Origin of the sequence: Streptomyces sp. NPDC091371 (assembly GCF_040684275.1) — a bacterium.
In the GTDB taxonomy this organism is placed as follows: domain Bacteria; phylum Actinomycetota; class Actinomycetes; order Streptomycetales; family Streptomycetaceae; genus Streptomyces.
This window is the reverse complement of record NZ_JBFBFP010000004.1, coordinates 58,946-72,263: the sequence shown is the minus strand read 5'-3', so window position 1 is coordinate 72,263 and position 13,318 is coordinate 58,946. Positions and strand designations below refer to the sequence as shown.

12 protein-coding genes and 1 riboswitch are annotated in these 13,318 nt (G+C 73.6%); of the genes, 6 read left to right on the top strand and 6 right to left on the bottom strand.

Features of this window, described 5'->3' with window-relative positions; all coding sequences use genetic code 11:
* Nucleotides 1-61 precede the first annotated feature (61 nt).
* Nucleotides 62-124, bottom strand: a riboswitch (guanidine-III (ykkC-III) riboswitch).
* Between the two features lie 72 nt (nt 125-196).
* Nucleotides 197-859: a deoxynucleoside kinase gene (locus AB0O21_RS07140; RefSeq protein WP_365167264.1), complete on the bottom strand. Its 663-nt coding sequence runs from the start codon at nt 857-859 to the stop codon at nt 197-199.
* A 297-nt stretch (nt 860-1,156) separates the two neighbouring features.
* Here AB0O21_RS07140 and AB0O21_RS07135 point away from each other — a divergent pair, with 297 nt between their 5' ends.
* The 5 genes from AB0O21_RS07135 (at nt 1,157) to AB0O21_RS07115 (ending at nt 6,251) form a co-directional block, all read left to right on the top strand.
* Nucleotides 1,157-1,894 (top strand): WYL domain-containing protein, encoded by a 738-nt coding sequence (locus AB0O21_RS07135; RefSeq protein WP_365167262.1) that lies wholly within the window; start codon nt 1,157-1,159, stop codon nt 1,892-1,894.
* An 88-nt stretch (nt 1,895-1,982) separates the two neighbouring features.
* Nucleotides 1,983-2,399: a nuclear transport factor 2 family protein gene (locus AB0O21_RS07130; RefSeq protein WP_365167259.1), complete on the top strand. Its 417-nt coding sequence runs from the start codon at nt 1,983-1,985 to the stop codon at nt 2,397-2,399.
* Between the two features lie 297 nt (nt 2,400-2,696).
* Nucleotides 2,697-4,079, top strand: a complete 1,383-nt coding sequence (locus AB0O21_RS07125) for a solute carrier family 23 protein (RefSeq protein WP_365167257.1) — start codon at nt 2,697-2,699, stop codon at nt 4,077-4,079.
* Nucleotides 4,080-4,098: 19 nt separating this feature from the next.
* Nucleotides 4,099-5,544, top strand: coding sequence for an amidohydrolase family protein (locus AB0O21_RS07120; protein ID WP_365167254.1), 1,446 nt, complete (start codon nt 4,099-4,101; stop codon nt 5,542-5,544).
* Nucleotides 5,541-6,251: a sulfite exporter TauE/SafE family protein gene (locus AB0O21_RS07115; RefSeq protein ID WP_365167252.1), complete on the top strand. Its 711-nt coding sequence runs from the start codon at nt 5,541-5,543 to the stop codon at nt 6,249-6,251. Before AB0O21_RS07120 ends, AB0O21_RS07115 begins: the two co-directional genes overlap by 4 nt.
* Here AB0O21_RS07115 and AB0O21_RS07110 read toward each other — a convergent pair.
* The gene (locus AB0O21_RS07110) at nt 6,235-7,314 is read right to left on the bottom strand and encodes a LacI family DNA-binding transcriptional regulator (RefSeq protein ID WP_365167250.1); all 1,080 of its coding nucleotides are present in this window, start codon (nt 7,312-7,314) and stop codon (nt 6,235-6,237) included. The two genes, AB0O21_RS07115 and AB0O21_RS07110, sit on opposite strands and share 17 nt — an antisense overlap.
* A gap of 137 nt (nt 7,315-7,451) precedes the next feature.
* Here AB0O21_RS07110 and AB0O21_RS07105 point away from each other — a divergent pair, with 137 nt between their 5' ends.
* Nucleotides 7,452-8,231, top strand: coding sequence for an alpha/beta hydrolase (locus AB0O21_RS07105; protein ID WP_365167248.1), 780 nt, complete (start codon nt 7,452-7,454; stop codon nt 8,229-8,231).
* Nucleotides 8,232-8,273: 42 nt separating this feature from the next.
* On the opposite strand, the gene AB0O21_RS07100 is transcribed toward AB0O21_RS07105, so the two are convergent.
* The 4 genes from AB0O21_RS07100 to AB0O21_RS07085 form a co-directional block, all read right to left on the bottom strand.
* Nucleotides 8,274-9,026: a VOC family protein gene (locus AB0O21_RS07100; RefSeq protein WP_365167245.1), complete on the bottom strand. Its 753-nt coding sequence runs from the start codon at nt 9,024-9,026 to the stop codon at nt 8,274-8,276.
* Nucleotides 9,027-9,226: 200 nt separating this feature from the next.
* A complete protein-coding gene (locus AB0O21_RS07095) occupies nt 9,227-9,733 on the bottom strand; it encodes a hypothetical protein (protein WP_365167243.1) in 507 nt (168 codons plus the stop codon).
* Nucleotides 9,734-9,939: 206 nt separating this feature from the next.
* A complete protein-coding gene (locus AB0O21_RS07090) occupies nt 9,940-10,674 on the bottom strand; it encodes a sortase (RefSeq protein WP_365167240.1) in 735 nt (244 codons plus the stop codon).
* A gap of 155 nt (nt 10,675-10,829) precedes the next feature.
* On the bottom strand, nt 10,830-13,316 hold the full coding sequence (locus AB0O21_RS07085) for a SpoIIE family protein phosphatase (RefSeq protein ID WP_365167237.1): 2,487 nt from the start codon (nt 13,314-13,316) through the stop codon (nt 10,830-10,832).
* Nucleotides 13,317-13,318 lie beyond the last annotated feature (2 nt).

Here is a 13,318-nt window from a genome sequence, read left to right as displayed (position 1 = left end):
CTTGCTCGACGAGGACGCTGCCCGGGCGCGGACAGCGGACGGCGCTGCTCGTGCAGCACCTCGCGCGTCGTCGTGCGTAACCGGGTACGGCGCATCTCGTCCGGGGCCTGGAATCCGGCCGCCGGACAACCTAGCAACGGAGCGGGCCGCCGGGGGCCTCCCCGGCGGTGACCTTCCTCACCCGCCGCCCGCCGCCTCAGGCCGGGCGACCGACCGCCGCCAGGGCGTCCCTGACCTCGCGCGCCACGCGGGCGGCGTCCTCGGGGTTGTTGACCACATCGGTGCGGTTCATGTCGACGACGAGGACCTCGCTGGCCGAGTAGTGCTTGTGCACCCAGTCGTCGTAGCCGGACCACAGGGTCCGGTAGTAGGCGACGAGGCTCTCGTCCTGTTCGAAATCGCGGCCCCGCAGCCCGATCCGGTGCAGCACGGTCTCGAAGTCCGCCTTGAGGTAGACCATGAGATCGGGTGCCTTGCGGTACGGCAGGCCGTCGATCTCGCGCATCATCTCGCCCAGCAACCCCTCGTACACCTGCATCTCGAGGGAGCTGATCCGCCCCAGGTCGTGGTTGACCTTCGCGAAGTACCAGTCCTCGTATATGGACCGGTCGAGGACGTTGTGACCCTGCTTGTACGCCTCCTTGATCGCGGCGAACCGCGTCTGCAGGAAGTAGAGCTGGAGGAGGAAGGGGTAGCGCCGCGCCTCGATCTCCTCGGGGCTCGCCGTGTAGAAGAGCGGGAGGATCGGATTGTCGTCCACGCTCTCGTAGAAGACTTCGCTGCCCAGGTCCTTGGCGAGCAGCTCGGCCACACTGGTCTTGCCGATGCCGATCATGCCTCCGACGCAGATCACTGGCATACCTCACTTCTCCCTGGGGGTCTTCTGTTCGTGGGCGGGTGTGCCCGGTGCCCCGGGATCTTCATGACCAGCGTCATGTGGCCCCCATCGGGACCACGGCCCTGACCCGGGCCGCTCTCGGCGACCGGCCGGCCCGACCGGTGCGCGGTCGCCGCGCACGGCGACCGGCCGCAGCCCCGCGGCCGCCTTGAATCCTAAATGATGATGCGCCCTGCACCGGCCGGAGCACCGGCCACCCGGCCGGATCCGCCTCCGTACCGCCCCGGGGGGATCGGGCATCGGCTACGGTCCTTGACTGTGAACCGAACCGAGCGTCTTTACGCCCTGGTGGAGGAGTTACGCGCGGTCTCGCCCCGGCCGCGCAGCGCCCGGTGGCTCGCCGAGCGCTTCGGCGTCAGCACCCGCACCATCGAGCGGGACCTCAGCGCGCTGCAGCAGTCCGGTGTGCCGCTCTACGCCGAACCGGGCCGCAGCGGCGGGTACGTGGTGGACAAGGACCACACCCTGCCGCCCCTGACCATCACACCGGCCGAGGCGGCGGCCCTGGCCGTCGCCCTGCACCGGCTGTCCGGGACGCCGTTCGCCGAGGACGCCCGCTCGGCGTTGTACAAGGTGCTCGCCGTCATGCCGCAGCGCGATCGTCAGGCCGCGCGCGAGCTCGCCGGCCGGGTACGGGTCGCCGTGAACCCCGCCGAACCGTCCGAGGTCCTGCACGCCCCGCACGTCCTGCACGTCCTGCGCGAGGCGCTCTCGACCCGCCGGCTGCTGCGCCTGCGCTACGCCGACGGGCAGGGCGGGGTCACCGACCGCGCCGTCGAGCCCCTGGGCTTCCTCGACGGCGAGCACTGGTACCTCATCGGCTGGTGCCGACTGCGTTCAGCCGTGCGGGCTTTCCGCCTCGACCGCATCCGCGGGGCGCGGGCACTGGAGGAGACGGTGGAACCGCGGCTGGTCGACCTGTCCGAACTGGACATCCCCGCACGGGATTTCGTCGCGCTCGACGAGGCGCTCGAAGAACTCTACGGTTCCGCTTGAGCCGCCGCGCGGAGGGCTAAACACCGACAGGGGGTTGTCGCCCACGGCCCGGAGGCTGTGTGACCACGACCGACCACGGAAGGCACCCATGTCTGTGACGACGACCCCCACCACCGACTCCGCACCGCTGACCCGGGAGGCCGGCACCCGGCTGGTGGAGGGCTGGGCGGCGCTCTGGAACGGAGACGTCGCCCTCGCCGACCAGATCCTCGCCCCCGGCTTCCGGCTGCACTTCGCGGACGACTCCGCCGCCACCTTCGGCCGGGACGAACTGACGGCCTTCATCTCGGCCAACAGCCTTGCCTTCACCGGCATGACGTTCGCCGCCGACGCCCCGCCGCTGGTCGACTCCGAGCGCGGCGAGCTGGCCTGCCGGTGGAGCGAGAGGCACGCCGACGACGGCGGAGACGTCGTCGTCAAGAGCGGCATCGACATGTTCGCGGTCACGGACGGCCGGATCTCCGCGGTCTGGTCCCTCACCGGCAACCGCAGCTTCGCCGCCTGACCGACACGGTCGGTCCCGTGCGCCGGTTCCCAGTGGGGACCGGCGCACTTCGGCGTGCGCGGACCCCAAAGGGGAGCGGATGCCGGGGTGTTGTCCGCCGGGCCGCGAGCCGGGTGGCGACTCCCCGGTCGCCCCGGCGTCCGTCCGGGAGCCGGCGGAAGCGGCGCGTCCACAACTCTTGACGGGCCTCCGGGGCCCTCGCATACTGGCGGCCAAATCGATTTGGCCCCATCGATTCGGCCCCTGCCCGGAGCCGGATCGCGGCCGAAGCCGGAGCGAGCCGAACGGAGCTCGAACGTGTCCAGTCCCAGCACTCTCCCGCACCCCGTCGACCAATCCCGCCCGCTGAGCAGGATCCTCCTGTTCGGCCTCCAGCACGTCCTCGTCATGGCGGCGACCCCCGTCTCGGCGATCTTCCTGATGAGCGCGACCCTCCACCTCGACACGGACCTCACCGTGAACCTGCTCTCGGCGGCCTTCGTGCTCTCCGGGGTCGGTTCACTCATCCAGTCCCTGGGCCCCTGGAAGTTCGGGCCCCGGCTGCCCTTCGTCATGCTGCCCGGCGGAGCCCCGCTGATCCTGTTCCTGGCGATCGCCGAACAGCACGGCGTGCGCACCGCCACCGGCGCGGTGATCATCAGCGCCGCCTTCTACTTCGTCGTCCTGCCGGTCTTCGCGCGCCTGTTGAAGTTCTTCCCGACCCTGGTCATCGGCACGATGATCGTCATCGTCGGGGTCAACCTGGTGAAGGTGGGCGCGCTGCTCGTCACCGGGCGGCCGGGCTCGCCCGGCTTCGCCAACACCACGGACCTGGCGCTCGGCATGGCGACGATCGGCTTCACCGTCGCCCTCTACTGGCTGTTCACCGGCGTCGTGCGGCAACTCGCCGTGATGCTGGGCCTGATCGCGGGCAGCGTGCTGGCCTTCGCGCTCGGCCGGTTCGACTTCGGCGCCGTCGCCGAGGGCGGGGTTCTGAGCGCCCCGCAGCTCATGCCGTTCGGATCTCCCGAGTTCCACCTCGTCGCCGCGCTGCCGCTGATGCTCTACGGACTGGCCTCCATGGCGGAGGCCACCGGGCAGACCGTCATCAACGCGGAGACCGTCGGCAAGGAGATCGACAAGCGGAAGGTCGTCCCCCGGACCATCCGCGGCGATGCCCTCGTGTCGCTCTTCGGGGGCTTCCTGGGACTGCCGCTGATGGTGACCAGCGGCGAGAACATCGGAATCGTCCGTGTCACGGGCGTGCGCAGCCGGTTCGTCACCGCGGCCGCCGGCGTCGTGCTCATCGTCACCGGCTTCCTCGCCCCCGTCATCCGGGCCATCAGCGCCATCCCGTCCGCCGTCGTCGGCGGAACCGCCATGGTGGTGTTCGCGGTGATCACGGTGCTCGGTATCCAGATGCTGGGAAAGGCGGACCTCGAACAGCACTCCCACGGGTTCATCTGCGCCGTCGCCATCGCGCTGGGCCTGCTGCCGATCCTCGTCCCCGGCGTCTACGCGGGCCTGCCGTCCAACGCGCGGATCCTGCTCGAAAGCGGCGTCGCCGTCGGCGCGTTCACCGCCGCCATCCTCAACGTCCTCTTCCACCACGTACGGCCCCGGCTCGCCCGGTGGCGCGCGGGAGAGCCCGCCCCCGCCCTCCTCGACGCGGGCGAGCCCCGCGCCGTACCCCACGCATGACCCGTACGGAAAGACTGAGATGACCGACCTGACGCATTACGACCCGAACGCGGGCGGCGGTCCGGCCACGGACGGCCTCCGCCCCCACCACCTGGCCGGCGAGGCCCAACTCCTCGCCCCGGCCGTCGTGATGACCCCCGACGGCCCGATGGAGCAGTACGCGGCCGTCGTGGCCGACGGCGCCTTCCGCGCGGTCGGACCCGCCGCACGGCTGGAGCTCGACCACCCGCACCTCACCCCCCTGCGGCTGCCCGGACACGTACTGATGCCGGGATTCGTCGACGCGCACCACCACCTGACGCAGAGCTTCGGCGCCGCGCTCGCCTTCGGTGAGCCCTCCGAGATCTTCCGCCGGGTGTGGGTCCCCCTGGAGGGGGCCCTGGACGAGGAATCCGCCTACGTGGCCGCGAAACTCGCAGCCCTCGAATCGCTGCGGGGAGGGTTCACCACCGTCGCGGATGCCGGTACGAGGGCCTCCGTGGACGTGGACGTCGTGGCCAGGGCCACCCGCGACGCCGGGATCCGCTGCGTGCTGGGACTCGTCTGCAACGACGCAGACGGCGCCGACGGCGGTGGTGCCGCCGACGTGCAGGACCGGGCCGAGAAGCACCTCGCCCGGTACGACGGGGAGGAACTGGTCCACCCGTCGCTGGCGGTCTCCGTCCCGGAAGCCGCGACGGCGCGGACGCTGCGGGCCACGGCCCGGCTCGCCGCGGAAGCGGGCGCCGTCGTCCAGATCCACGTCAACGAGCACCTCGCCGCCGTGGAGCGCTCCCTCGTCCGGCACGGCCTGCGCCCTCTGGAGTACCTGCGCGAAGTCGGCGCGCTGGGACCGCAGTTGCTGGCCGCCCACGCCACCCTGGTGACACCGGCCGAGCTGACCCTGCTCGCCGACACCGGCACCGCGGTGAGCTACAACCCCGTCGCCAGCGCCTGGAAGGGCAACGCCGTGGCACCCGCGATCACCATGGCCGATCGGGGGATCCGCTTCGGACTGGGCACGGACGGCACCCGCGGTGACGGGTTCCGGCTGGTGGAGGCGGCGGAGTTCGCCCAGCGCCTCACCTACGGGCTGGCCACCGGGGACTCCTCGTGCGGCGCCGGCTGGACCTGGCTGGAACACGCGGGCCCGGGCGGCGCGGACGCCGTCGGCCTCGGCGCGCTCACCGGCCGGATCGCCGCCGGGGCGGCGGCCGACTTCCTGCTCGTCGACGCGAGCGGCCCGGAGATGCGGCCGTCCTGGGACCTGCCGTGGGAACTCGTGCGGCGCGGCAACCGCGACCAGATCACCGCCGTGTTCGTCGCCGGAAGGCTGCGGATGTTCCAGGGACGGCCCGTCGGATGGGACGGCTCCGCGCTGGTGCGGCGGGCGGCCGAGCTGGGCCGGGAGGTGGTCGCGCGGGCCGGGGTGACACGCGTACACCGCACGTCCACGGACGCACGCTCCCGGAGCGCCGCACGGTGAGCGCCGCAACGGTGGCGATCCTCGCCCTGGTGGTGGCCGCCGCCGCGTTCGTCCAGGGGACCAGCGGCCTCGGATTCGCCCTGGTCGTCGCACCGGTGGCCGGGCTGCTCCAGCCCGCCCTGCTCCCGGTGTTCGTCCTCGCGTCGATGATCCCGCTGAACATGTACGTGGCCTGGCGCGAGCGGCACGCCCTGGACCTGCGGGGTGCGGGCTGGATCACGGTGGCCCGCCTGGTCGCGACTCCGGGCGGACTGGTACTGCTCTGGGCGGTTCCGGAGCAGCGGCTCGGGGTGGTCGTCGGCGGGGCGACCGTACTGGCGGCGGTGGTGAGTCTGGCCGCGCCGGCCTTCGTGCCCGGCCGCGCCGCGTACCTCGGAGCGGGACTCGTCACCGGTCTCACCGAGACCGCGACCGGCGTGGGCGGCCCGCCACTGGCCCTCGTCTACCAGCACCGGCCGCCGGCGGAGCTGCGGTCCACGGTCGCCGTGTGCTTCCTCGTCGGCGAGGTCGTCTCGCTCGCCCTGCTGCTCGCGACCGGCCAGGGCAGCCCGGAGCAGCTGGGCTGGGCCGTGCTGCTCCTGCCGGCCCTGGCCGTCGGGGCGTGGCTGAGCCGGCTGGCGCACCACCGCGTCGACGCCGCGAGGATGCGCCCGCTGGTCCTGGTCTTCGCCCTGGTCTCCGGCGTGGTGCTCATTCTGGCGCCCTGACGCGCAGCGACGAGGCCCGCGCGATGACGCGGGGCTCGGGTGCCGGCGCCGCTGCCGTCGTCGCAGCGGGCGCGTCGGCGGCGGCGGTGTCCTCCTCGCGCAGGCGGGCCAGGAGCAGTTCGACCGCGTCGCCGGCCGCCCGGTCCAGCTGGAGGTCGACCGCTGTGAGCGGCGGCTCACAGGTGCGGGCCCGCGGGCCGTCGTACCGCGTGACCACCATGACGTCGTCCGGGACGGTGCGGCCGCTGTCCCGGATCGCACGGACGGCGCCCACCGCGAAGGCGTCCACGAGCGCGCAGACGGCGTCGATCTCGGGGTGGTCGGCCAGCAGGGCCGCGCAGCACTCGTAGCCGGCTTCCTCCCCGCCCTCCTCCGGGGCGGTGGCGACGAGGGGGGTCCAGCCCTGCTCGGCGGCGACACGTTCGTATGCCGCCCGGGCGTCGACGGCGGAGTGGCGGGTGCCGGCGCCGATGACGAGCGCCGGATGGCGGGCCCCCTGGGCGCGCAGGTGCTCCAGCAGCAGCTCGGCGACCAGGCCGCCGCGCAGGTCGACGTACGGGGCGTCCGCGTCCGAGCGCAACTCGCGGCCGAGCGCCACGTACGGCAGGTTCCGCTCGCGCAACTGCGCGACGGCCGCGTCGTCCTCGCTGGGCTCGACGACGATCGCGCCGTCGATGTCGAGGGAGTGCAGCGCCGATCCGGACTGCACGGGCGGCACCAGGACGAGCGCGTACCCGTGGACCAGGGCGCGTTCGGCCGCGGCGGCGGCGACTTCCATGTAGAAGCCGAGCCGGGAGGGGCCGCCCGCCACCGCGAAGGGCATCGACGAAGCGAGCGCGATGGCCTTCGCGTGCCCCTGGCGCAGGCGCTGCGCGCGCAGGTTGGGCCGGTACCCGAGTTCGGCGGCCACCTGCTTGATGCGTTCGCGGGTCCGGGGGTCGACCTTGCCCAGCCCGTTCAGGGCATGGGACACGGTCGTCCGGGACACCGAGGCGGCCTGGGCGACATCGGCGATCGTCGGCGGCCGCCTGCGGGAACCGGAACCGGAACCGGGGCTGGGCATCGGCAGGACGCTCCTCGCTCGCTTGCAACGCTGACGGGTGACGATGCCATCTTCGCCGACGCGGCCCCCGTCCTCCAGCCCCGCCAACACGCCCCGCCCGCCGCACCGTCGGTGCGGGAACCGGTAGGTTCGTCAGGATGGAGATCCGAGCGGGCGAGGTCACGGTCCACTACGTGGAGCACGGAGTCGGCCGGCCCGTGCTGGTGCTGCACGGCGCCGGCGTCGACCACCGCGAGCCCGAGGCCTGCTTCGAGCCGTCCTTCGACGGCGTCGCCGGGTTCCGGCGGATCTATCCGGACCTGCCCGGCACGGGCCGGACGCCGGCTCCCGAGGCGCTGCGCAGTGCCGACGACGTGCTCGACACCCTGCTCGGCTTCGCCGACCAGGTCACCGGCGGGACGCCCCACCTCCTCATCGGCCACTCGGCGGGCGCCTACTACGCGCAGGCGATGGCCGCGAGGACGCCGGCGCAGGTCGCAGGCCTCGCGCTGGTCTGTCCGCTGCTGCCGGGCCTGCGCGACGTCCCGGACCACCGGGCCGTCGCCGGATCCGGGGAGATCGGCGACGAGGAGTTCCGCGGCTACTTCGTGATCCGCACCCCGGAGATGCTCGAGCGGTACGAACGCTACGTCGCCCCTGCCGCCGGGCTCGTCGACGAGGCCGCGCTCGAGCGGATCGGCGGGCGATGGGAGCTCACCCCCGACCGCGGCCCGGCGTACCCGGGTCCGACGCTGGTCGTGGCGGGGCGGCTGGACTCGACCGTCGGGTACGCCGCCGCTGCCGACCTCGTCGATCACTACCCGCACGCCTCCCTGGCGGTGCTCGACGACGCGGGACACGCCCTGCCCCACGAGCAGCCGGAGCTGCTGCGCGCCCTCATCGCCGAGTGGCTCGCGCGCGTCGAGCGGGCGGGCTGACCGGGACGGCGGGCCGAGGAGCCGGGTCCCACAGGCGCCCTCTCACTGCGGGGAGGAGCCCGGTCCGGCCGGCCCGGCGATGGAGAACAGGGCGCCGTCGGGGTCCCGGAGGGTGATCTCGCGGGGGACGGGATCGGACCCGGTCGCCGAGACGCTGCTGCCGCCCAGTGCCGTGGCCGCCTTCACGGCCGCCGCGACGTCGGGTACCCGGAAGTACACGCGCCAGCGCGGCCGCAGGTGCGGGTCCGGGTGCTCCGCGAGCGTCCCGCCGTGCAAGCGAGCCACCGTCCGGCCGGCGTGCCGGAGCAGGATGCGGTTGTCCGCCTCCACGTAGGCGACCTCGCAGCAGCCCGCGTGGTCACAGGCCCACTCCAGGACCTCGCCGTAGAAGATGGCGGCGTCGAAGGCGTTCCGGGTGCGCAGTTCGAGCCATGCCGGAGCGGTTTCGCCGCCCATACCCCAGTCGGGGATGGCGTCCCCCTGCCAGATCCCGAAGACCGCCCCGTCGAGGTCGGCCGCGAGGGCCGCCCGGCCCGTGCCGAAGGCCAGGGGGCCGACGGCGACGGTTCCGCTGCGTTCGAGGATGCGGGCCGCCGTGACGTCGGCGTCGTCCACGGCGAAGTACGGGGTCCACGCGGCCGGGATCGTGTGAGCCGCGGGCAGGGCGCCGATACCGGCGACCGGGATCCCCTCGCGGAAGGCGACGGAGAACCCCTCGCCGAGGCGGGCGGGCCCGAATTCCCAGCCGAGGACCTCGGCGTAGAACTCATGTGCCCTGCCGGGGTCGCGGGCCATGAGGCTGACCCAGCAGGGCGTTCCGAACGTTTCGTGACTCGATGTCGACACGACGGTCAACCCCATCCCGCTGGTGCGCCCCCGGGAGCACCCTCCACGGTACTCGTGGGCGCTCTCGGAGACGGCGTGTACAGACCGGGTCGCCGACCCGCACCTGCCGGAGGGTGCTCCGGGCGTGTGCGGGGAGTGGCCCGTACGGCTCAGTAGCGCAGCGCCGTACCGGTCTGCGCCGAGACCGTACCGGACAGTTTGTGCGTGCTGCGGGCCGTGCCCTGCCCCGTGCCCTTCCCGGGGACGTCCGTGACCGTCACCACCACGGTGTCGAGGAGGTGGCCGCTCTCGTCCTTGAACTCGACCTGCACGGCGAAGGACTTCTTCCCGTCGTCACTGTTCACCACTGACACGGGGACCGTCGTGTACCCGTCCGCGTCGGTCGTCACCGAACCCAAGGACACCTGGTCCTTGGCGTCGATCCCGTTCTTGATCTCGCCGAGCTTGTCCTTCGCGACGGCAGCGGCGGACTCGGCGGCCTTCTCGGCCTCGGCGGCGGCCGACGAGACCGCCTCACCCGCCGATTTCACGGCCGACGCGGCGCTCGACACGGCGCCGGAAGGGCTTCCGCCGCCGTCCGAACAGCCCGCGGCGCCGAGCGCCACCACCGACAGCACCACACCTGCCGCACCATGCATCCGCCCGACCGCCGCCACCGTGCCTCCAAGGGGGTTCCGGACCTCCCAGTCAAAGGCGTGCCGGCCCGGTTGCCCAATGGTCGGGGCATTCGGGTGAGGGCGGGGCACAGCCGGGTGGCGCCGGAGGGGGAGCGGGCGGCAGGGCCCAGCGGATCGCCCGGGTCACGGCGTGGCCCCCGGCGCGGGCGGCCAGGGGCGCCGGGCGCCCGGCCCGTGCCGGTGCCTCAGCCGGCGGGTGCGGCCGCCGTGTGGCGCAGTACGCCTATCTTGTCGATGCGGTGCTCGGGGTTGCCCCTGGCGTCACTCCAGAAGTTGCCCGCCGCGTGGTCCTCGGGGGTGGCGCAGGTCGAGATCGTGATCATGGCCTGGGTGGGCGCCACCCCGGGCGCGCCGGGCACCGCCGCACGCTGCTCGCTCAGCGACCGCTCCGAGCGGAAGGACGTGCTGCGGGTCGCGATGATCTCGTAGGTGTACGTCGTTCCGTCCACCGCGACCAGGACGGTGTCGCCCGCCTCCACGGCGGGCAGGTCGTGGAGCGGGCCGCCCGCCGACAGGCGGTGTGCGGTGACCAGGAAGTTGCCCACCTGGCCCGGCCCGGCCCCGCCCCCCTCGCCGTACGGGCTCGCGGCCTCTCCCCGGTCCTGGATGCGGGTGCCCGGCACGTCGTCGGTGGTCCCCTCGTACGGCACCACGCGCAGTCCGCTCACGCCCGCCGAGGGGATCGACAGGGTGGAGACCCGGATGTGCCCGGAGGCGGCGGAGCGCGCGGCCGGCGCGGCAGGTGCCGGGGAGGCGGGCGCGGTCACGGGCGGGACCGACGGCGCGGCCGCGGGAGCCGTCGTACGCGGTGGGGGAGCGGGCGCGCCCGCGACGGCCTCGGGGGCGCAGGCCGCCAGCAGGGCGGTCACGGCACCGGCGAGCACGGCCGACATGGCGCGGGGAGGGAACGGCAGGGGCATGGCGGATTCCGTGGGGGTCGGGCCGGGCCGTGCGGCAAGTGGGGGACCCGGATCGCGCCGACATCCTGACATGCGGAGCAACAGCTCCATAAGGGGCAGGACCTGTGACCTGCTCCACCGCCCGGCTACCGGAAGCCCGAGGGCGACGGGCCCCGTCAGGGGAGGGGCAGGCTCTGTTCGGACCAGACGGTCTTGCCTCCCCCGGAGTAGCGGCTGCCCCAGCGGTGCGAGAGCTGGGCCACGATGTACAGGCCGCGGCCGCCTTCCTCGGAGCTCCTCGCCCGCCGCATCCTCGGCTGCGTGTTGCTGGAGTCCGAGACCTCGCACGTCAGGGTGTCCGCCCTGATCAGCCGGAGCCGGACCGGGCCCCCGGCGTGGCGGATGGCGTTGGTGACCAGCTCGCTGGCGATGAGCTCCGTACTGAAGGCGAGCTCGTCGAGGTCCCAGGCGGTCAGCTGTTCCAGGACGAGCCGCCGTGCGTCGCCGACGACCGCCGGGTCGGCGTCGAGCATCCACGTGGCGATGGAGTCGGCATCCACCACCCGGGTACGGGCCAGCAGCAGGGTGACGTCGTCCCTGAGCCTGCCCGGCGGCAGCCCTTCCACGATGTCGTGGCGGGCCTGACGCAGCGGCCGGCCGAGCACGTCCGCGCGCAGCAGGCGGTCCGCCAAGTCCTGCATGCCCTGGTCGATGTCCCCCTCTCCGCGTTCGATCACGCCGTCGGTGTACAGGGCGACGACGCTCCCCGGCGGCAGCTCGCGCTCGACGGGCTCGAAGGGCCAGCCGCCGACCCCGAGCGGCGGGCCGGGGCTCAGCTCGACGTACTCCACGGTCCCGTCCGGGCTGACCACGGCCGGCGGCGGGTGCCCGGCGCTCGCCATGACGCACCTGCGGGTGACCGGGTCGTATACGGCGTACAGGCAGGTGGCCCCGGCCGGTCCGCCGGGCACCGGCGTGACCGACTCGCCGTCCTCCGGGTCGTCGCTCTCGGCCTCGGCGACGACCTGCAGGACCATGTCGTCCACGTGCGCCAGCAGTTCCTCGGGTTCCAGCTCCAGGTCCGCCATCGCGCGTACGGCGCTGCGCATGCGTCCCATCATGGCCGTGGCGTGCAGCCCGTGACCGGCGACGTCCCCGACCACCAGGGCGACACGGGCCGACGACAGCGGGATGACGTCGAACCAGTCGCCGCCCACTCCGCTGTCCGCGTCGGAGGCCAGGTAGATGCAGGCGGCCTCCACCGCGGGCGTTTCCGAGGTGGCCGGCGGCAGGAGGCTCCGCTGCAGACCCACAGCGGTGCGGCGTTCCTTCGTGTACCGCCGCGCGTTGTCCACGGCGACGGCCGCACGGGCCGCGATCTCCTCCAGGAGCGCGAGGTCGTCCCCGTCCAGCGGATGGGAGTCCCCCGTGCGCCACAGGGTGAGCCTGCCGAACCGGATGCCCCGTGCGCAGAGCGGCGCCGTCATCGCCGAATGCGCACCCGGGACACGGGCGGCCCAGTCCGGGGCCGCGTCGTCCTCGGCCCCCGCGGACCGGGCTGCGAGGCCGGTGATCAGCTCGCCCCGGCTCTCCCGCGCCCCGGGCGCGCCCGGTTCGGCCCCGGTCGGGTAGGGAGCCGGGTAGGGAACGGCCGCCGCGTCGAGAGGGGCCGCGAAGTGGGTCGTACCCGCACGCAGCACGTCCGGTTCCGCTCCGGCGACGGCCATCCGGATCAGCGGCAGCGCGAGGTGCCCGTCGGCGGCCGGTTCACCGCCGGTCAGCACCGTCTCCGCGAGATCCACCGCGGCGCACTCGCCGAACCCGGGCGCCAGGACGCCGACCAGGTCCTCGACGGTGCGCGGGACGGACAGCGAACCGCCCAGCGCACCGGTCGCGCGGTACAGCAGGTCCAGGCGCCCGCGCGCCCGCTCGCGGTCGGTGACGTCGGTGAACACCGCCGCCACGCCCATCGGACGTCCGTCGGGCTCCTGGAGCCTGAACGCCTGGATGGTCACGACCCGGCCGCCCCTCGGGTCGTCCAAGGTGCGCGCGGTCGCGTCGAAGCCGATCAGGGGGTTCCCGGTGTGCAGGACCTCCCGCAGCCTGCCGTCGATGATCCGCGCGTCCTCGGCCCACAGGAAGTCGGCCAGGCGCAGGCCGCTCAGATCGACGGGCACCCCGGTGTACGGCAGCAGGTGCGTGTTCGTCCGCAGCAGGCGCAGGTCTGCGTCGAAGACGGCCAGGCCCACTCGGCCCTGCAGGAACAGCTCCTGGGTGAACGCGTGGTCCTGCCGCCATCGGGCGACCAGTTCCAGCGGTGCGCCGAGCACCAGGCAGCGGGCCGCGTCCCCAGGCGCGCCGTCGTTCAGCGGTACGACGCGGAAACCGATCTCCAGCGCGCGTCCCGAGCCGTGCCGCAGGGTCGCCCGGCCCTCCCACCCCTCCGGCTTCCCCCGCCCGCCCTGAGCCAGAACCGCTTCCCAGCCGCTCGCGTCCGCCAGGAGCTCCCGTGCCGGTCGGCCGCACACGTCCGCGGCCGCGCGTCCCACCAGGGCCTCGGCCGCCGGCGTCCAGCCGATGACCGTCCCGGCACGGTCCAGCAGTGCTGCGGCCGTGTGCGTGACAGCGAGGGGATGGTCCTGGTTGCTCTCAGTGGCGCGCATGC